At 57.9% G+C, this 19,862-nt stretch carries 12 protein-coding genes; 8 read left to right on the forward strand and 4 right to left on the reverse strand.

What is annotated here, in order from left to right; all coding sequences use genetic code 11:
• Window positions 1–186: 186 nt before the first annotated feature.
• From KVG95_RS02235 to KVG95_RS02260, 6 genes are all read left to right on the forward strand, one after another.
• Window positions 187–2,493 carry an EAL domain-containing protein gene (locus KVG95_RS02235; protein WP_217854356.1) on the forward strand — a complete coding sequence of 769 codons (2,307 nt, stop codon included), beginning with the start codon at window positions 187–189 and terminating at the stop codon, window positions 2,491–2,493.
• Window positions 2,490–4,364: a putative bifunctional diguanylate cyclase/phosphodiesterase gene (locus KVG95_RS02240; RefSeq protein WP_217854357.1), complete on the forward strand. Its 1,875-nt coding sequence runs from the start codon at window positions 2,490–2,492 to the stop codon at window positions 4,362–4,364. Before KVG95_RS02235 ends, KVG95_RS02240 begins: the two co-directional genes overlap by 4 nt.
• Before the next feature lie 45 nt (window positions 4,365–4,409).
• Window positions 4,410–5,369: a cytochrome-c peroxidase gene (locus KVG95_RS02245; RefSeq protein WP_217854358.1), complete on the forward strand. Its 960-nt coding sequence runs from the start codon at window positions 4,410–4,412 to the stop codon at window positions 5,367–5,369.
• Window positions 5,366–7,177 (forward strand): DAHL domain-containing sensor histidine kinase, encoded by a 1,812-nt coding sequence (locus tag KVG95_RS02250; RefSeq protein WP_217854359.1) that lies wholly within the window; start codon window positions 5,366–5,368, stop codon window positions 7,175–7,177. Before KVG95_RS02245 ends, KVG95_RS02250 begins: the two co-directional genes overlap by 4 nt.
• Window positions 7,174–8,580 (forward strand): ATP-binding protein, encoded by a 1,407-nt coding sequence (locus KVG95_RS02255; protein WP_217854360.1) that lies wholly within the window; start codon window positions 7,174–7,176, stop codon window positions 8,578–8,580. Before KVG95_RS02250 ends, KVG95_RS02255 begins: the two co-directional genes overlap by 4 nt.
• Window positions 8,581–8,844: 264 nt before the next feature.
• The gene (locus KVG95_RS02260; protein ID WP_030129588.1) at window positions 8,845–9,129 is read left to right on the forward strand and encodes a putative quinol monooxygenase; all 285 of its coding nucleotides are present in this window, start codon (window positions 8,845–8,847) and stop codon (window positions 9,127–9,129) included.
• On the opposite strand, the gene KVG95_RS02265 is transcribed toward KVG95_RS02260, so the two are convergent.
• The 3 genes from KVG95_RS02265 to KVG95_RS02275 are packed head-to-tail and all read right to left on the reverse strand — an operon-like array spanning window position 9,077 to window position 13,147.
• Window positions 9,077–10,648, reverse strand: a complete 1,572-nt coding sequence (locus KVG95_RS02265) for a glycosyltransferase family 39 protein (RefSeq protein WP_217854474.1) — start codon at window positions 10,646–10,648, stop codon at window positions 9,077–9,079. The two genes, KVG95_RS02260 and KVG95_RS02265, sit on opposite strands and share 53 nt — an antisense overlap.
• 47 nt (window positions 10,649–10,695) lie before the next feature.
• A complete protein-coding gene (locus tag KVG95_RS02270) occupies window positions 10,696–12,204 on the reverse strand; it encodes a glucosyltransferase domain-containing protein (protein WP_217854361.1) in 1,509 nt (502 codons plus the stop codon).
• A 1-nt stretch (window position 12,205) separates the two neighbouring features.
• Complete coding sequence (locus tag KVG95_RS02275; RefSeq protein ID WP_052966194.1) at window positions 12,206–13,147, reverse strand: glycosyltransferase family 2 protein; 942 nt, start codon at window positions 13,145–13,147, stop codon at window positions 12,206–12,208.
• Between the two features lie 252 nt (window positions 13,148–13,399).
• Between KVG95_RS02275 and KVG95_RS02280 the strand changes: the two genes are divergently transcribed.
• The gene (locus KVG95_RS02280; RefSeq protein ID WP_217854362.1) at window positions 13,400–14,524 is read left to right on the forward strand and encodes an OpgC family protein; all 1,125 of its coding nucleotides are present in this window, start codon (window positions 13,400–13,402) and stop codon (window positions 14,522–14,524) included.
• A 56-nt stretch (window positions 14,525–14,580) separates the two neighbouring features.
• Here KVG95_RS02280 and KVG95_RS02285 read toward each other — a convergent pair whose 3' ends face one another.
• Window positions 14,581–16,002, reverse strand: a complete 1,422-nt coding sequence (locus tag KVG95_RS02285; RefSeq protein ID WP_217854363.1) for an amino acid permease — start codon at window positions 16,000–16,002, stop codon at window positions 14,581–14,583.
• A gap of 658 nt (window positions 16,003–16,660) precedes the next feature.
• Here KVG95_RS02285 and KVG95_RS02290 point away from each other — a divergent pair.
• Window positions 16,661–19,774 carry a transglycosylase domain-containing protein gene (locus KVG95_RS02290; protein WP_217854364.1) on the forward strand — a complete coding sequence of 1,038 codons (3,114 nt, stop codon included), beginning with the start codon at window positions 16,661–16,663 and terminating at the stop codon, window positions 19,772–19,774.
• Window positions 19,775–19,862 lie beyond the last annotated feature (88 nt).

A 19,862-nucleotide genomic window follows, 5' to 3' on the forward strand; every position in this document is an offset into this window, starting at 1 on the left:
ACCTACAGGCTAGATGATTTTCAGCCCGACCCCGGAAATGATTCGTTTCAGTCAACCGGGCGAAGTGCCGGCCTGGCGACTATGCTCAGATCACTCGGATCCAGAACGATACTCGCTCCATCCAGCGATCAGGGAAGGGATACCCTCTATGAGCTCATTGCACCAACCTGCTGTCAGTACAGGCGCATGTCAGTGAATACGCTACTTGCGCGCATTAATCGTCGGATTCTCATTGTCGATGACACCGCGTCGATCCATGAGGATTTCGCCAAGATTCTCAGCCCGCCATCGATCGAAGACGACAGCCTGATCAGCGCCGAAAACGCCCTGTTCGGTACCACGGCGTCGGTATCGTTGCAAAGTTTCGTCATCGATTCCGCGTTTCAGGGCCGCGAAGCGCTGGACAAGGTCGAGAGCGCGCTGGCGAATGACTCGCCCTACGCGATGGCCTTCATCGACATGCGCATGCCGCCGGGCTGGGACGGCCTGGAAACCATCGAACGTTTGTGGCAAGTCGATCCCAAGTTGCAGGTGGCGCTCTGCACCGCGTATTCCGACTATTCCTGGGAAGACATCGCCGAGCGTCTGGAACTGGGCGATCGCCTGCTTATCCTGAAAAAGCCTTTCGATGCCATCGAAATTCGCCAGATGGCCAGCGCATTGACCGCCAAGTGGCAAATGACCGAAGACGCGGCGCTGAAAATGTCCTTGCTGGAGCTCGCGGTCGAAGAGCGTACCCGGGAGCTGTCCGACGCCAACATCATCGTGCAGAACAGCCCGACCATTCTGTATCGGCTGCGGGGCGAACCGTCGTTTCCGTTGATGTACATCTCCCACAACATCACCAAATACGGCCATATCGCGGCGGCCCTGGTGGCTTCGTCCAACTGGGCGCAGGAGCTGATCCATCCCGACGATCAATCGAAAGTCGATACGGCCATGGCCCGGGTGCTGGACCGCCATGCGGCAGGCGCTTCCATCGAATTCCGGATGCGCACCGGCGACGGTGACTGGCGCTGGGTCGAAAACCGCTATATCCCGGTGCGCGACGATGAAGGCCGCTTGCTGGAAGTCGAAGGCATCATCATCGACGTCACCGAACGCAAACTGGCCGAGGAAAAAATCGCCCTGCTGGCCCGTACCGACGGGCTGACCGGGCTGGCCAACCGCGCGACGCTGATCGAGCGATTGCACCAGGCATTCGCCGCCGCCCGGCGCGGGGCCACACCGTTCGCCATGTTTTACCTGGACCTGGATCACTTCAAACGCATCAACGACACCCTGGGCCACCCAGTGGGTGACCTGCTGTTGCAGGAGGTCGCCAGGCGCATCAAAAACTGCGTGCGCGAAAACGACGTGGTTGCCCGCCTGGGCGGCGATGAGTTCGCGATACTGCAACTGGATGTCGGCGATCCGACCCAATCAGCGGCCCTGGCCGCCAAGGTCCGCGATGCACTGGTGCTGCCCTACTCTCTGGCCGGCAATGATGTACGAGTCTCGGTCAGCATCGGCATCAGCAGCTACGCCCCGGTCAGCCTCAGCGCCGACAGCCTGTTGACCCAGGCCGACATGGCGCTGTATCGCTCCAAGGAAAAGGGCCGCAACCAGTACCACTTTCATTCCGAGGAGATCAATCAGGAAGTGGTCGAGCGCATGACCATCGCCAACGACTTGAAAACCGCCATCGAACACGACGAACTCGAACTGCGTTACTGGCCGGAAGTAGACCTGAGCAGTGGCAAGATCCTTGGCATGGAAGCGCAGGTCAGCTGGAACCATCCTCAGCGTGGGTTGCTGGAAGCCCAGGCGTTTCTGCCCGCGGCGGAAAAAACCGGCACCATCGTCGCCCTCGGTCACTGGGTGCTGGAGCGCGCCTGTCGGCAAATGCGCCAGTGGCGTGACGAAGGCATGGCGCCACCGGTGGTGGCGATAAAACTGTCCCTGGCTCAGCTCAAGAGCGGTCCCGAGCTGATCTATGACGTGTTACGCACCACCGCGCGTTGGGAACTGTGCCCGTGGGACCTGCGCTTCGACGTCACCGAAGCAACCCTGGCCCAGACCAAGTGGACGCACAACGATGTACTGCCGCGCCTGCGTGAACTCGGGGTGAAAATCGCCATCGACGACTTCGGCACCGAATACTCCTCGTTCGATTACCTCAAGACTTATCAGGTCAATCACCTGAAACTCGCCCAGACCTTCATCGACATGGCCGCACGCGACCCGGCCAGTGCGACCACCTTGCGGGCCATCATCAATTTCGCCCGCGAAGTAGGGATCGGCATTATCGCCGAGGGCGTCGAAACCCAGGAGCAACGCAGTTCGCTGATGGCCACCGGCTCACCGATGAACGCCCAGGGTCACTACTTCAGCCAAGCGGTCAGCAGCCAACAGGCCGCCGAGTTGCTGAAGGCCGGGAGCATCGTGCACGCCAACCACGGAACCGGAGCGATACCCGGCGACCCGCGGCGTGCCACGGAGGACAAGGAATGAAAACTCCGTTCGTCCAGGCTAACCGGCGCATTCTGATCATCGACGACACGCCTTCGATCCATCAGGACTTTCGCAAGATTCTCGGCCCGGATACCGACGACGAACAAACCCTCGCCGGCACTGAAGCAGCGCTGTTCGGCAGCCCGCAGTCCTCACGGCTGGTGTTCCAGCTCGACTCCGCCTATCAGGGCGAGGAAGCGCTCGAACTGGTCAAGCGCGCCCAGGCACAAGGTCGCCCTTACGCCATGGCGTTCACCGACATGCGCATGCCCCCGGGCTGGGATGGCCTGGAAACCATCGAACGGCTCTGGAAGGCGGATCCTCACCTGCAAATCGCGCTGTGCACGGCCTTCTCCGATTACACCTGGGAAGCCATGGCCGAACGACTGGAGTTCGGCGATCAGTTGCTGGTGCTGAAAAAGCCCTTCGACAGCCTGGAAATCCGCCAGATGGCCAGCGCCCTGACCTGGAAGTGGCAGATGGCGCAGGACGCGGCCATGAAAGTGCAGACCCTGGAGCAAACCATCGAGGCCCGGGTCCATGAGCTGCTCAAGGTGTCGCACTTGTTGCAGTACGACGTATTGACCGAATTGCCCAACAGCACCTTGCTGGGCGATCGGCTGAACCAGTCACTGGCCCTGTCCAGACGCCATGACAAACAACTGGCCGTGATGTTTCTGGGGCTCGATCGCTTCAAGCGCATCAATAATGCCTTGGGTCACCCGACCGGTGACGAGATGCTCAAACGTGTCGGGCACAACCTGGTGGCCTGCGTGCGCGCGTCCGACTCGGTGTTTCGCTACGGCTCCGATGAGTTTGTGGTGATCCTGGCTGACATCCACCATCCCCAACAGACCAAGGGCATCGCCGAAAAGCTCCTGAACGCCATACGTGCGCCTCAACACATTGCCGGCCACGACCTGAGCGTGACAGCCAGCCTGGGCATCAGCATCTATCCCGAGGACGGTTTCGATGCCATCGCACTGATCAAAAAAGCCGAAACCGCCATGCGCAACGTCAAGGAAAGCGGCCCGAACGATTTCAGCTTTTTCATCGATGAGATGAACCAGCGCGCCCGGGAACAGCAGAGTATCGAATCGGGCATTCGCCTGGCGCTGGAACGCAACGAGTTTGTCCTGCACTACCAGCCCAAACTCGACCTGGGCAGCGGGAAGGTGGTCGGCGCCGAGGCATTGATCCGCTGGCAAAAGCCGGGGCACGGCTGGATTTACCCGACAGATTTCATCGGTGTGGCCGAAGACAGCGGCTTGATCGTACCGTTGAGCAAATGGGTACTTGCCCAGGCCTGCCAACAAGCCCGTGCCTGGCAGGCGAAAGGCCTGCCGAAGCTCTGCATGTCGGTGAACGTATCGGCCATCGATTTCCGCCAGCGGGACTTTGTCGAAGGTGTCGAACAGATACTCAAGCAAACCGGTATGGACCCCACCTTACTGGAGCTGGAAATTACCGAAGGCGTATTGATGCAGAATATCGATGCCACGATGGTCTCGCTGAATCGCCTCAAGGCATTGGGCGTGCGGCTGGCTATTGATGATTTCGGCACCGGCTATTCCAGCCTGAGTTACTTGCAACGGTTTCCCATCGATGTGTTGAAAATCGACCAGTCATTCATTCGTGGCCTGAGCCAGGACAGCAATGACGCGGCCCTGGTCAGCGCTATCATCAGCCTGGGCAAAAGCCTCAAACTGACCATCATTGCCGAAGGGGTGGAAACCCTTGAGCAACTGAATTTTCTCAAGGGCCTGCAGTGCGAGGAAGGCCAGGGTTATTACTTCAGCAAAGCCGTGGAGCCGGACGCCTTCGTGCAATACTTGATGTCTGTGCAGCACGCTCCATCCGCCGCCACATGAACGATAAGCAACGACACCCAGGGCCCTGCGCCAAGGAATCATAAGATGTCGAGCCCCTTCTACTACCTGCTTCTTGCACCTCTACTCGGATGTTGTCTGATAGCCAACGGCGCACCGCTGGACGAACCGCTCAAGCCCTTGCCCACGGTGCCCGAGCTGAATCCCTTGCAAGTCGAACTGGGGCGTCGGTTGTTCAACGAGCCACGCCTGTCGGTCAACAACACCCTGTCGTGCGCCAGTTGCCATCGTCTGGAAGCTGGGGGGGCTGACGCCAAGGCATTTTCCATCGGCTTCAACGGCGCCCCCTTGACGATCAACACCCCCACCGTCTTCAACTCAAGTCTGAATTTTCGCCAATTCTGGAACGGTCGCGCCGACACGCTGGAAACACAAGTTCACGAAGTGGTGCAGAGCCCCAGCGAAATGGGCAGTCATTGGGAGCATGTTGTTAAGACACTCACCTCTGACCCAGCTTACAAAAGCGCTTTCGCCCAGGCCTACCCGGACGGCGTGACCATGAACAATGTGCAAAAAGCCCTGGCCACCTATGAGCGCACGCTGATCAGCGCCAACTCACGTTTCGATCAATACCTGCTGGGCAATACCGAGATTCTGACGACCGAGGAGAAATACGGTTACCAACGCTTCAAGGACTATGGCTGCATCGCCTGCCATCAGGGGGTGAACATCGGCGGCAACATGTTCCAGAAATTCGGAGTCATGGGCGATTACTTCCAGGTGCGGGGCAACCCCACCGAAGCCGATCTGGGCCGCTATCTGGTCACCAAGGCTGAAGAGGACCGCAACGTGTTCAAGGTTCCGAGCCTGCGTAACGTCGCCGTGACCGCGCCATACTTTCATGACGGCTCGGCCAAGACGCTCGAAGACGCGGTAGATGTGATGTTCAAGTTCCAGCTCGGTCGCGTGCCCTCTGACCAGGACAAGACCTTGATTATCAAATTCCTCAAGACCCTGACCGGTGAGTGGGGAGGCAAACCTTTATGAAAACGTACCACCGTCGCAACCTGGCATTGCTCAGTGGCGTGGCCTTGCTATTGGCTTCGACATTGCTGTTTCTGTACCTCAAATCAAGCTCCGAACAGACCTCGACGTACGCCGAGTCCCGGGGACTGATCGGCCAGATCAAACAGTTCAACGCGCAGTGGGAAACCGAGATTCTCAAATCCCGAATTGCCATCAGCCACAATTACGATCCGCTGGTGGCACCGCTGACCGAGATAACACACCTGTGGGAGCGGTTCGAGACCATGGAGTCCACTCATGGCCGCAATGACTCGCCGACCTGGCGTGCCAGCCATGATGCCTACCACGCCGCCATTCAGGAAAAAACCCGGCTGGTGGAGCAGTTCAAATCCCATAACGCGGTGCTGCGCAACTCACTGGCGTTTTTGCCCACTGCCGAAGACGACATTCAGGAACCGCTTACCCGACTGCTCGACGAAGACAAACTGCAACTCCAGAACATTGCCACCGACACCTACGACTTGCTGCTCAGCAGCCTGGAGTTCGCCCAGGTCACCTCCGACGACAAAGCGGCCGATATCCTGGTCGGGCTGAACAAACTGAAGGTGAACAAGGAACGATTACCGGAGCAGTTTCATAGCCCGATCGATGTCTTGAGCAATCACATCGCGCTGATCCTGCGGGAACAACCCGTGGTCAATCGGCTGCTGCAAAACATCGAAGCCGTTCCTGTAGCCGCACGGCTGGACGACATTACTGCTCTGCTGAACAAGGATCAGCAGCAAACCGAGGCGGCCAACCGGCGCTACCACCTCTACATGCTGGTGTTTTCGACGCTGCTGGTACTGGTGCTGGTGTACATGGCAATTCGCCTGATGCGCAGCTTCGGGGAGATCAACCGGGTCAACAAAGAACTGCAAACTGCCAACGACGTACTCGAACAACGGGTCGAAGAGCGCACCCGCGAACTCAAGGATACTCAGAGCGAATTGCTCGACACCGCACGCCAGGCCGGCATGGCTGAAATCGCCACTAACGTGCTGCACAACGTCGGCAATGTGCTCAACAGCGTAAACATCTCGGCTGACCTGGTCACCCGCAAACTGCGGAGCAGCAAGGCCCAAGGATTGGCCAAGGCGATGCATCTGATCAACGAGCATCAAGGCGACCTGGGCACCTTTTTGACTCAGGACGAGAAAGGAAAACTGCTGCCCGGTTACCTGAACCAACTGGTGGACGCCATTGCCCTTGAACAACAGGGCATGACCGACGAACTCGCTCAGTTGAGCAAAAGCGTCGACCACATCAAGGACATCGTCGCCACCCAGCAGTCTTATGCCGGTGCCAACAGCCTGGTGGAACCGCTGTACATCAGCGAACTGCTGGAGGACGCCCTGCGGATGAACGCCGGCGCCCTGACCCGGCATCACGTCACGGTGGTCAAGGAGTACGGCGACGTACCGCAAGTCATGGGCGACAAACACCGGTTGTTGCTGATCCTGATCAACCTGATCAGCAACGCCAAATACGCCATGACCGACCTCAGCAATCGCCCCCGGCAAATGACCCTTGGGGTGAAAGTCGTCGAGGACACGATCCTGCAAATCAGCGTCAAGGATGATGGCGAAGGCATCGACCCGGAAAACATGACACGGATCTTTGCCCACGGTTTTACCACCCGCAAGGAAGGTCACGGCTTCGGCCTGCACAGCTGTGCCCTGGCCGCGATCGAGATGAACGGCCATCTCACCGCCCACAGTGACGGGCCAGGCAAAGGTGCACTGTTCACTTTGCAGATCCCGTTGAAACCCGTCATGGAGAAAGCATGAGCGATCTTTCGAACCGACGCATTCTGCTGATCGACGACACGCCGTCCATCCATGAAGACTTTCGCAAGATCCTCACCCCTGCATCGGAGCAGCATGTAGAACTGGACGAAATGGAGGCCGCGCTGTTCGGCAACGAAGTGAAGTCCGCCAGCGCCTTGTTCGAACTGGACTCTGCCTATGGCGGTCAGGAGGGTCTGGGCAAACTCATCCAGGCATTACAGGAAAACCGCCCCTACGCGCTGGCTTTCGTCGACATGCGCATGCCTGAAGGCTGGGATGGCGCGCAAACTATCGAACACCTTTGGCAGCAAGACCCGCAACTGCAAGTGGTGGTGTGTACCGCCTATTCCGACTATTCCTGGGATGAACTGCTGGAACGCTTGCACGCCCACGACCGCCTGCTGATTCTGAAAAAACCGTTCGACAACATTGAAGTCCAGCAGATGGCCAACACCCTGCTCACCAAATGGGAAATGACCGAACGGGCGTCCATTCAGATGAGCCATCTGGAGCATCTGGTGGATCAACGCACGGCCCAGTTCAAGCAGGCCAGCGAGGCGTTGCAGCGGGAAATCGACGAGCGCAAACAACTGGAAAGCCAATTGGTGCAGTCGGAGAAACTCGCTTCGCTGGGGCAACTGGCGGCGGGCGTCGCCCATGAAATCAATAATCCCATCGGCTTCATTTCCTCCAACCTTGGCGCCCTCGATGGCTACTTCAAGCAACTGCAGGACATGCTCGATGCCTATCGGGAGGCGGAAAACGCCATTGGCTCAAACGAGGTCATCGAACGACTCGGTCAAGTACGTGAACGGGTGGAACTGGACTTTCTGCGCGAAGACATTCCGCTGCTGATCAAGGAATCCAAGGAAGGCATCGGCCGGGTCGGGCAAATCGTCAAAGACCTGAAGGAATTCTCCCGCGTCGACTCCAATCAGGAATGGCAGTGGACCAATCTGCAACAAGGCATCGAGTCAACCCTGAACATCGTCGCCAATGAACTCAAGTACAAGGCCGATGTGGTGAAGGAGTTTCAAAAGCTACCCGATATCGAATGCCTGCCGTCGCAAATCAATCAGGTAATCATGAACCTGATCGTCAATGCCTCTCAGGCGATAGGGCCGGAACGGGGCACCATCACGCTACGCACCGGGCTGGAAGGTGAAACGGTTTCGATCGAGGTCGTGGACACGGGAATAGGCATCGAGCCGGACAACCTGCAAAAAATATTCGACCCGTTCTACACCACCAAACCGGTGGGCCAGGGGACAGGGCTCGGGTTATCCCTGTCCTATGGCATCGTGAAAAAACACCGGGGCGATATTTCGGTACGTAGCGAAGTCGGGGTAGGCAGCACCTTTCGGGTCGAATTGCCGGTGCGGCAATCGAAAGCGGCTGTCTGACCAGCCGAACAAGGGATCAAATCTCAATCCGGGCTGTTTTCGTTTTTTCTCCAGGCGCAGAATGCCTGACATCCTGTTTCTAACACAGGAGATCTCTGTGGCGAGGGGGCTTGCCCCCGTTCGGCTGCGAAGCAGCCGTAAAACCTGCAAATGAGATCTGTCAGGAAGAATGCAGTGAATCGTTTGGGACTGCTGCGCAGTCCAACGGGGGCAAGCGAACGCCAACCTCATCGGATGGTTGGCTTAACACCAAGGAAGGACACGATGCTGAAAGTAATCGCTCAAGATTTCATCAAACCCGAATACATTGAAACCGTTCGCCCGTGGTACGCCGAACTGGTCGAGAAGACTCGATTGGAGCCTGATTGCATTGCTTACGACCTGTTCATCGATCAAAAAGACCCGGGGCACTTTATCTTCGTCGAACAATGGCCGAATAAGGCGGCGCTGGATGCTCATTGCCAGTCTGAGCATTTTCGGCGTCTGGTGCCGCAGATCAACGGTTACCAGGCGAGGGATTGTATTGTTGTGCTGATGGATGCGTTCTGACGCCAGCCTCAAGGGTGGTTGGCGTTACATCAAGAATGAACAAGCGGGCTTCACTGTCCCCTGCCTTTAGCGTCAGCACATGTTTCCAGTGTTTGGGAAACAATGCGTCATGTTCAGGGCGCGCGTAGCCCGTTACCCACCAGATCCGCCTGGTATTGAGTTTCAAGGTTGAAAAATCGTTGAAGAGAATCGAGTGCAGGTGACGGGGGATGAGTGCCCAGCCACCGTATTCGGCGGTTCCCCACAGGGCGCCTGTCGGTGTTTTGAAGGCGTATAGCCTCGGCTGAATACCGGTCGAGTTGTAGTACGTGAACGGCAAGTACCAATACAGGTTATCGACGATGATTTCGTCACCCGGACGGGCTTCGTGGCCAAGACCTTCGACCACCGCGTCCAGCCTTGCGTCTTTGCGAATGCTTGTCCCGTTCATCTCATCCGTTTGTGCATAGACCGCCGAAAGCCCATGGACTTCTGCCAATAAAACCAAAGCCATGCCGACAGCGGCAAGAACGGTGTGGCGTTGGCTCCATGTATCTAGCGCGAGCGCAACGATAAGGGGCAACGCGGCGGCCGCGAACACCAGGTACCTGGCGTTGAATACCGGCACGATCAGCGACACCAGAAAAACGGTCAGCACTGGTACAAAGAAATAGCCCACCAGCAAGACGCTGAAAGGTCGCTCATTGCGTGTTTTGAGCAGCACCGCAGCGGCGCAAACGACGATCAACACCGAGGGCAACGCACGCCATAAGGATGAGTAACTGGCCGAATCCCCCATCATCACCAGTTGCCAAACGAAGGTCAGCGCTGTTTGCCAGGTGAGCGGCGGTATCCATTCGAGCCCGTCCATTCGCAGCAATTGATCGATGAAATGAGGAATCCAGGGCAGGTACAACACAACGATTGCGCTGTTGGCCACGAGCCACGCACGAAACGATATTGCCGTGGGCCGACCGTCCTCCCACTCTCGCCACCAGCAAAGCCAATGCACCAAAACGCACAGCGCCGCGAAGTAATGCGTGTAGAAAGCAGCCGCCATCAGCAGTACGTAAAAAACCGGATAACGTTTTTGACCCGGTGCCTTGATCCAGCACACCAGCGCCACGGTCGCGCCCATCAGCCAAAAACCGAGCAAGGTGTACATTCGCACTTCCTGGCTATAACGCACCGACATCGGCAGCAACGCCAACAACACCGCCGCTATCCAGGTCGCCTTTCGCGTCGTCACCAGGCTCATCAATTTAATGCACAGCAACAGCGTGCCGACATCGGCCAATGCACTCAGGGATCGTGCAGCCAGCACGCCATTGCCGAACAGCAACATCCAGAAATGCAGCAAAACGTAATAAAGCGGCGGATGAACATCCCGCGCTGTCGTAGCCCAGATATACGCAGGCGAGCCCTCTGCCAGCAGCAAGCTGTAGGCCTCGTCATACCAGATGACCGGCACGGTGATGGAATGAAACCTTGCGAACAACGCGAGGACGATCACCACCACCAGACCTGCCCTGTCGGCCATCCGGGATGGAAAACTTTCGTGAGGGATCGAAGAGCTAATCACCAGGCTCACCACTGCAACGTGGTGATCGGGGTCGGTTCTTTCATGACGATGAAACCGTAATCGCCCAGCAGATAGAGACGGTAGAACTTGCTCTCCACCAGTGGCGGATAACCCTGGTAACCCATCAGGGTGGCGTTACGCCGGTCCCTCTCCACCTCCACGTTGGTGATGCCGGCCTTCGGCAGGTTTTCAGCCAGCATGAAGAAGTTGATGTTCAGCAGATAATGCAAAACCGGCATCTGCTTGAACGAGCCCGCGGCGCCCACCAGCCAGTGATCGGAATAACTCACCGACAGGTAAATGCGCTTGGCCTCGTACAGTTGACGCTGGGCCGCAATGTCATGCCCCAGGGAAAACAACGCGCTGGACGCAAAGGTGTTCTGCACCGTCAGCACGCGGCCATAGGCGTAAGACAACGAAAGCATGGCCAACAGAGGCACCGCCAACAGCATCGTCAGCCGCTCATGGATGGGCGCCAGCGCCAGATGACTCAAATAGAACAACAGCACCAACAGGACCGCGAAACCCATCAAGGTTCTGGCGCCTTCATTGAAGTCGCGAAAAAACAGCGCAGCCCCCGACACCAGTAAAGTCACGACCGGCACCGTCAGCGCGCACACCAGGCCCATCACGATTTTTCTCACCCCGGTGTCCTGGCGTTCAATCACGTTGCGGGCTAACTGTGCGCCGCCCACAAGGGCACACAACAGCAGCGCGGCGAACACCCAAGTGAATCCTCCGTGAAACAGCAGCGCGACTTTTTCCAGCACCCGACCGATGTTGATTTCAAGTTGCAGCAAAGGCTCCGTTGCCCAGTTCAGCAATAAGGCGCGATCGTGATTCATGTAGGGATAAGCCGTGACGCTGTAGATCAACCCGCCGAGCCCCACCTGCGCGAGTTTCCAGCCGATCAATTCGTACCATTGCCGCCAGGCCCACTTGTCATTCACGCCCCTGAGCAGTTCCAGGCAACACAGGCCCAAAAACACATTCAGGCTAACCTGATAGAGCCCCAGCGCCAGCGCAATCAGGAAGGCCGGCACCAGCCATTGCAGAATGCGCGAGGGGTGACGAAAAGTGATCGCGTAGATCACCGCCACCAGACTCAAGGCATTGGCCGGCCCGTCGTATTGATAAGACAGGTTCTGCAGGAAGAACGGGTTGTACCAGAGCGGCAACAGCACCAGGCAGCAGGAAATCGTCGGCTGCGGGTAGTAATGGAATGTCAGGCTGGTCAACGCAAAAGCCATGGCCAGCGTGGCGATCAACAGCGGCAACGGAAAGATGTTTGGTGCGCCGTCGCTGAACGTCAGCAGGTTGTAGAACAGCTCGGTGAACAATCGCCCCTGCCCTGCCCAGGCAGTACCCGCCGACAGCGAGCGCCAGTTGTCATCGATGTAGGGATAGTCCGCGAGGATCAGCGGAAAGACATAAACCAGCATCGCGATAAAAAAAAACAACCAGACCCGGCGACGCCCGAGTTCTTTGCTGAAAAAGTCGCCCAGTCTGCCCATGCTAAAGCCCGATCCGGTCTTTGCCGCCAATGACGTCTTTGACCACATAACGGGGCCGGTGCTTGGCTTCGATGTAGATGCGACCGACATACTCACCGAGGATGCCGATGCCGATCAGCTGTACGCCGCCGAGAAACAGAATGGCCGTCATCAGCGACGGATAACCGGGAACACTGTTACCGAAGAAAATCTTGTCCAGCACCATGTACACCGCGTACAGCACCGCGAAGATCGAAATGCCGCCACCGATGTAAGTCCACAATCGCAACGGCACGGTGCTGAACGAGGTAATGCCTTCCAGCGCCAGGTTCCACAGCTTCCAGCCATTGAACTTGCTGCGTCCTGCCACTCGCCGGGCCCGTTCGTATTCCACCACCGCCGTGGTGAACCCGGCCCAGGACAGAACGCCTTTCATGAACAACTGGTGCTCGGGAAGCGCGCGAATCACATTGACCACCTTGCGGTCCATGAGCCGGAAATCCCCGACGTTTTCTTCAATCCGGGTGTAGGAAATTCTGTTCAGCAAATGATAGAAAAGCGATGCGCTGTGGCGTTTCAAATAACTGTCACTGTCACGATTCCGGCGTTTGGCGAGCACCACATCGGCGCCCTTTTGCCACTCGGCAATCAACTGCGGGATGACGCTGATCGGATCCTGCAGGTCCACGTCCATGGGAATCACCGCATCGCCGGTGGCGTATTCCAGCCCGGCAAACAACGCCGGCTCCTTACCGAAGTTGCGCGAGAAGTTGATCAGCAATACTTGTTCATCGACCTGTGCCAGCGCCTTGGCCTGCTCAGCTGTCCGGTCGGTACTGCCATCGTTGATGAACACGATCTCGACCTCACACGGGTCGAGTTTCAATTCGCGACGCACCGCCTGATGGAACAGATTGATCGCCTGCTCTTCGTTGAATACCGGAACAATCAGCGAAACTTTCACGTTTCACACTCCTGAAAAACGAAGTGTAGATGTTCGTCAGGCCGCCATCAGGGGGCGTTCTGGCGCGCGAACTGCCCGGCAGACCAACGGACATGCTGTCCCAATTCGTTCGCTATAGGCAACTGAGACATTCAGTAATATCCGTCTTTTGCAATTGCCCGCGAATCACGCCACCCTGCGCGCCGCCAATGTGCGGCGAATCTTTTGCTCGCCGGCCACTTCTTATCCACAACCCGTTCAAGAGCCACCGTCATGACGTTTGAACGCGATCACCGAATCGACTTTTTTCGTGGCCTGGCCCTGATCTTCATTTTCTGGGATCACGTGCCGCAAAACCCGCTCGCCCAGTTCACGGTGCGCAATTTCGGGTTCAGCGATGCGGCGGAGATTTTCGTGTTTCTGGCCGGGTACGCGGCAGTACTGGCCTACGGAAAGATCGCCCGGCGCGACGGTTTCATGGTCGCCACGGTAAAAATCCTGCGTCGCGCCTGGGTGCTTTATGTGGTGCATATCTTTTTGCTGGCGCTGTTGATGGGCATCGTGTTTTTCGCCAACAGTCACGTGGAAACCCGTGATCTGGTGCAGGAAATGGGCTTGCAGTATTTCCTCAGCAATCCGCAGCAGGCGTTGATGGATGAGTTGTTGCTGCGCTTCAAGCCGAACCTGATGGACCCGTTGCCGCTGTATATTTTGTTGCTGCTTGGCCTGCCGCTGGTGCTGCCGATGCTGCTGCGCAAGGCTAAATATGTGGTGGGGTTGTCGGTGGTTTTGTACCTGCTGGCGCCATGGCTTCAGTGGAACCTGGCGGGCACCGACGGTGGCGTGTGGTTTTTCAATCCTATGGCGTGGCAGCTACTGTTTATTCTCGGTGGCGCGGTGGCGATTCACGGGCAAAGGCCTCTGGTGTCGCAACCTCGAGCGCTGACTCGGCAGCCGGTTTTCATTGCAGCGCTGACCTATCTGATGGTGACAGGGCTGATCGCACTGTCGTGGAAATGGCCGAGCGTACATGACGCCTTCATGCCCCAATGGCTCGGCGAATCGCTCTATCCGATCAGCAAGACCAACCTCTCGCCGGCACGCCTGCTGCATTTCCTCGCCCTCGCCTACGTCACCGCGAGATTGTTGCCGGACACGGGCTGGACGCGACACTGGCTGGCGCAACAAAGCTGTCGCATGGGTCGTTATTCGTTGGAAATATTCTGCTTTGGCGTGTTGCTGGCGCCATTGGCAGACATGCTCAACGCCTTGGGCGGGAACACACTGGCGATACAGATATTCAGTGCACTGCTGGGGGTCGGGTTGATGGCATTGCTGGGGGTCTGGCTGGAGTTCAACAAGCGGTTGAATCGCTCGATTGTGGTGACGGCAGCTTAAGATCAAAAGCCCCGGTCATCTCGACCGGGGCTTTTTGTATTTCTGGCGTTACAGACTCAAGAAGCCGAACGCACCGCACCTTGCGACACATTGGTCGGTTGCAGCTTGAACACGTAGAACAACACCGTCAGCAGCACCAGGAAAGCAGGCCCGACATACAGTGCCACCCGAGTGTCCGGGAAGTACGCCATCAGGCCGACCACCAGCACCAAAAAGGCCAGTGCCAGGTAAGAACTGACCGGGTACAGCCACATGCGGTATTTCAGACCGGCCCGTTCGCTGGCGCTCAGGCCTTTGCGGAACTTGAGCTGGGCCAGCAGGATCATCACCCAGGTCCAGATCGCGCCGAAAGTGGCAATCGCGGTGACCCAGACGAAGACCTTCTCCGGCACCAGATAGTTAAGCAACACGCCCAACAGCAAGGCACCGATCGACAGCAGCAGCGCACGACGCGGCACGCCGTTGTTCGAGGTCTTGGCGAAACCGGCCGGGGCCTGGCCGTTCTGCGCCAGGCTGTAGAGCATGCGCCCGGTGCTGAAGATGCCGCCGTTGCAAGACGACAGCGCAGCGGTGATCACCACGAAGTTGATGATGCCGGCGGCGGTCTTGATGCCCAGACGCTCGAAGGTCATCACAAACGGGCTGCCCTGGGTGCCGATTTCATTCCATGGGTAGATCGACAGGATCACGAACAAGGCGCCAACGTAGAACAGCAGAATCCGCCAGAACACCGAGCCGATCGCATTGGGGATGGTCTTCTGCGGGTTCTTCGCTTCACCGGCAGTGAGGCCGATCATCTCGACGCCGAGGTAGGCGAACATCACCATTTGCAGGGACATCAACACGCCTTGCACGCCATTGGGCATGAAGCCGCCGTGAGCCCAGAGATTGGAAATCCCCAAGGCGACGCCGTCGTTACCGAAGCCAAAAGCGATCACGCCAATGCCGCCGACCACCATCGCAATGATGGTAACGATCTTGATCAGGGCGAACCAGAACTCGAACTCACCGAAGGCTTTCACCGCGATCAGGTTGATCGAGCCCATGCTGATCAACGCCGCCAGAGCCCAGATCCAGCGCGGCACGTCGGGGAACCAGACGCCCATGTACACCGCCACCGCGGTGATTTCCGCGACGCAGGTCACCAGCCACAGGAACCAGTAGTTCCAGCCGGTCAGAAAGCCTGCCAATGGGCCAAGGTAGTCTTGTGCATAACGGCTGAACGAGCCGGCGACCGGGTTGTGCACGGCCATCTCGCCGAGGGCGCGCATGATCACCAGGATCGCCAGACCGCCAATGATGTAGGAGAGCATGATGGCCGGGCCGGCCATTTCAATGGCCTTGGCCGAACCCAGGAACAGGCCGACGCCGATACAGGCACCGAGCGCCATCAAGCGAATATGCCGTTCGCCGAGTTCGCGTTTAAGCGGGCCGCCCTGAGCGGTCTCGCCGTGAGGCAGGTGATTGCCGACTGGCATAGGTACAACCTCGTCTTGTTATTGGATGTGACCACCGAGTGTCGAAGCACCGACCGATAGGCCAGCGCTTCTACGAAACCGGGCCTGCTTCATGGGCAGACACGTCTTGCAGGACCAAACCTGCAAGATCAGCGGGCATGCAGTATAAAAAGCTTCCAGCAGGGTTTTTCACTCTATAAACCACAACATTCAGCCATAACTCTCGGCAAAAGCGGGGTTTACGGAGTGGCATTACCTGACTTATGTAGGATTATTCGCCACTGAAACGGCGCGGAGTATTGCACAGCAATGGTGCATCGTCATGCCCCTACCTAGGCAGCATTTACCTCTTTGATGCGTCTAGCTCGGCTATTTCAGACGACGACCCCCTCTTGGTGAGGGGAGCTGTTGTGGCGAGGGGACTTGCCCCCGTTCGGCTGGGAAGCAGTCGCAAATCCGATACACGCGGCATGCCTGACACAACATCGAGGGTTCAAGTTTCGGGGGACTGCTGCGCAGTCCAACGGGGGCAAGCCCCCTCGCCACAGCAAGCCCCCCCTCACTACAAATATCGGTCCGTCCATGCATCACTTACTACTTCACAATTTTTTCACCAACGCCAACCACCGTCTAAGCTTCAGACAAGTCCGATCAATCTGCGTGAATGGATCAGTCGACTATGGGCGCTTTGTGGCAAACCGATTCGAGTAAAACTGTGGTTCCGACTGAACGAGTGGATGAAGCGCCTTTACCTGAGAAACCCCGTCGTTCCCGACACGGCTGGGGGGCTTTCTGGTTGCTGCTGTTGATTATTCTGATTGTCCTCGGCCTCGCCGCGGCCAAGGAAATGCGCACTTCCAAGTTTCAGGCCCGGGAACTCAGTAAATATGCCGCCTCGCTGAAGTACGAGCTGCAGCCCGGCCCTAGCGATGCGATTCGCTACCCTGGCGCGGGCCCGTTCGATCAGCGTTTGGGTTACAGCACCCTGGATGAATTTCTGCCGCGCCTGCTCAAGCGCAACTACGTGGTGTCGGCACAAACCCGCTTTTCCCCGGCGCTGATGAAGTACAGCGACAGAGGCTTTTTCGTGCCTTATGCAGAAAAAATCCAGGCCGGGCTGTCGATCACCGATTGCCGCGCGGCACCGCTGTACCAGTTCAAATACCCACAACAACTCTATTCGAGCTTTGCGGCGATCCCTCCGGTAGTGGTCAGCAGCTTACTCTTCATCGAAAACCGCTTTTTGCTCGATCCCCGCCAGCCTTTGGCCAACCCGGCCGTTGACTGGCCACGGTTCGGCATGGCGGCGTGGTCCCAGGTGGCCAAGTTGTTGCGCCTGCCAGGCCAGTCGGCGGGCGGCAGCACGCTGGCCACTCAGCTGGAGAAATATCGACACTCGCCCGATGGCTTGACGGTGTCGGGCGCGGAAAAGATCCGGCAAATGATTTCCGCCAGCGTGCGGGCCTACCAAGCGGGCCCGGAGACCCTCCAGGCCCGGCAAAATGTGATTCGCGATTACCTCAACAGTGTTCCGCTGTCGGCGGTGCCAGGCCACGGTGAAGTGCATGGCATGGCTGAAGGCTTGCGCGTCTGGTACGGCGCCGACTTCAACAAGGCCAATGAACGGCTGGCCAGCCCGGACACGGATCCGAAAAGTCTGTCGGAAAAAGGCCTGGCCCTGCGTGAAATGCTGTCACTGATGATCGCTCAACGTCGCCCTTCCCATTACTTGACCAAGGGCCGTGATGAATTGGCCAGTCTCACCGACAGCCATATTCGGCTTCTGGCTCAGAATGGCGTGATCGATGCACCACTCGCGACGGCGGCATTGGCCAGTAAAGTGACTTACCGCGACTGGGCCACCCAGCCCACCATTCAACCCATCGAAACCAACAAGGGCATCAGTGTGGCGCGCAGCCGTCTGGGCGGATTGCTCAACCGTCCGCTGTATGACCTCGACCGCCTCGACCTGTCAGCCACCAGTACGCTGCAAGGCGAGTTGCAAACCCAGGCCACCGCGTACCTCAAGCATTTGGCCGATCCAACCTATGCAGCGGAAATCGGCCTGATTGGCGAACGCCTGCTCACGCCCACCAGTACCGCGCAGGTGCGTTACAGCTTCACCCTGTTCGAACTGACGCCGGACGGCTCGCGGGTGCGGGTGCAGACCGATAGCACCGACCAGCCGTTCGACATCAATGAAGGCAGCAAGCTGGAACTGGGCTCCACGGCAAAAATGCGCGTGCTCACCACATACCTGCAAATCATCGCCGAGCTGCACGATAAGTACGCAGCGATGACCGTCCCTGAATTGAAAAAAGTCGAGGTCCCGGACCAGGACCGTCTAAGCCGCTGGGCCGTCGATTACCTGATGCAGAACAAAGACCGCAATCTGCCGAACATGCTGAATGCCGCGCTGGATCGCAAATACTCCGCCAGCCCTGGCGAGGCTTTTTTCACCGGTGGCGGGCTGCATACCTTTAATAACTTTCGCAAGGAAGACAACGGCCGCCTGCCGACCCTGCGCGATGCCATTCGTGAGTCGATCAACCTGCCGTTCATTCGGCTGATGCGTGACCTGGTGCGCTACACCACCTATTCCGGTCCCAACAACAGCGCCGAATTGCTCAAAGATGATCGCGACCCTCGGCGTCAGGAATACCTGGCCTCATTCGCCGACAAAGAAGGCACCTCGTTCCTGCTGAAGTTCTGGAAGAAATACCGCAACAAGGACACCCAGGCGCGGCTCGAGACCTTTCTCGACGGCATGCGCCCGACGCCGATTCGCATGGCCGCCGTGCATCGTTATCTATTCCCCCAGGCCGACCAGGAAAGCTTCAACACCTTCGTGCGCTCGCACCTCAAAGGCGCCAAGCTCAATGAAAAACTGACTGACGAACGCCTCGAACGCCTCTACCTGAGTTATGGCCCTGGCAGCTATGACCTGCCAGACCAGGGCTTCATCGCCAAGGTTCACCCGCTGGATCTGTGGTTGATCGGCTACTTGCTGAACAACCCCGACGCCAAGTTCAGCCAGATTGTCAAAGCCAGCCAGTTCGAGCGCCAGGAAGTCTACAGCTGGCTGTTCAAGAGTCGGCACAAGGGTGCCCGCGACAGCCGAATCCGCACCATGCTGGAGATCGAGGCGTTCCTCGACATTCACCAGCGCTGGCAGAAGGTCGGTTATCCGTTCGATCATCTGGTGCCCTCGCTGGCCACCGCCATCGGCAGCTCCGGTGACCGTCCGGCGGCATTGGCTGAACTGATCGGCACCATCCTCAACGACGGTGTGCGCATGCCGACACTGCGTATCGACAGCCTGCACTTTGCGGATAATACACCGTACGAAACCAAACTGATCAATGACCCGGATGTCGGCAAACGGGTAATGCCTTCCGAGGTGGCAACGGCCATGCGCGAGGCTTTGTCGCAAGTGGTGGATGCCGGCACGGCCAAACGCGTGGCGGGCAGTTTCAAACTGGCTGACGGTAGCCCGTTGGCCATGGGCGGCAAAACCGGTACTGGCGACAACCGCATTGAGGCCATCGGTTCCGGCGGGCGGATTCTCAGCTCGAAATCGATCAACCGCACAGCGACTTTCGTGTTCTACATTGGCGACCGGCATTTCGGTACCCTCACCGCCTATGTCCCCGGGCGCACGGCCGAGAATTTCAAATTCACTTCGGCGTTACCTACGCAAGTGCTCAAGGGCATGGCGCCGATTCTTTCGCCTTACCTGCAACCCGGCACTCATACGTTGTGCCAGGGCACGGTGACAACGGCTGAACGCTAACGGGGCGTTTCAGCCGCTGTTTCAAGCGTGGTGTTAACTATGTATTTTTCGCTCTTGATTATTGAAAGCATCGCGTCGTAAACGCTGC

Origin of the sequence: Pseudomonas farris (genome assembly GCF_019145235.1) — a bacterium.
Taxonomy (GTDB): Bacteria; Pseudomonadota; Gammaproteobacteria; order Pseudomonadales; family Pseudomonadaceae; genus Aquipseudomonas; species Aquipseudomonas farris.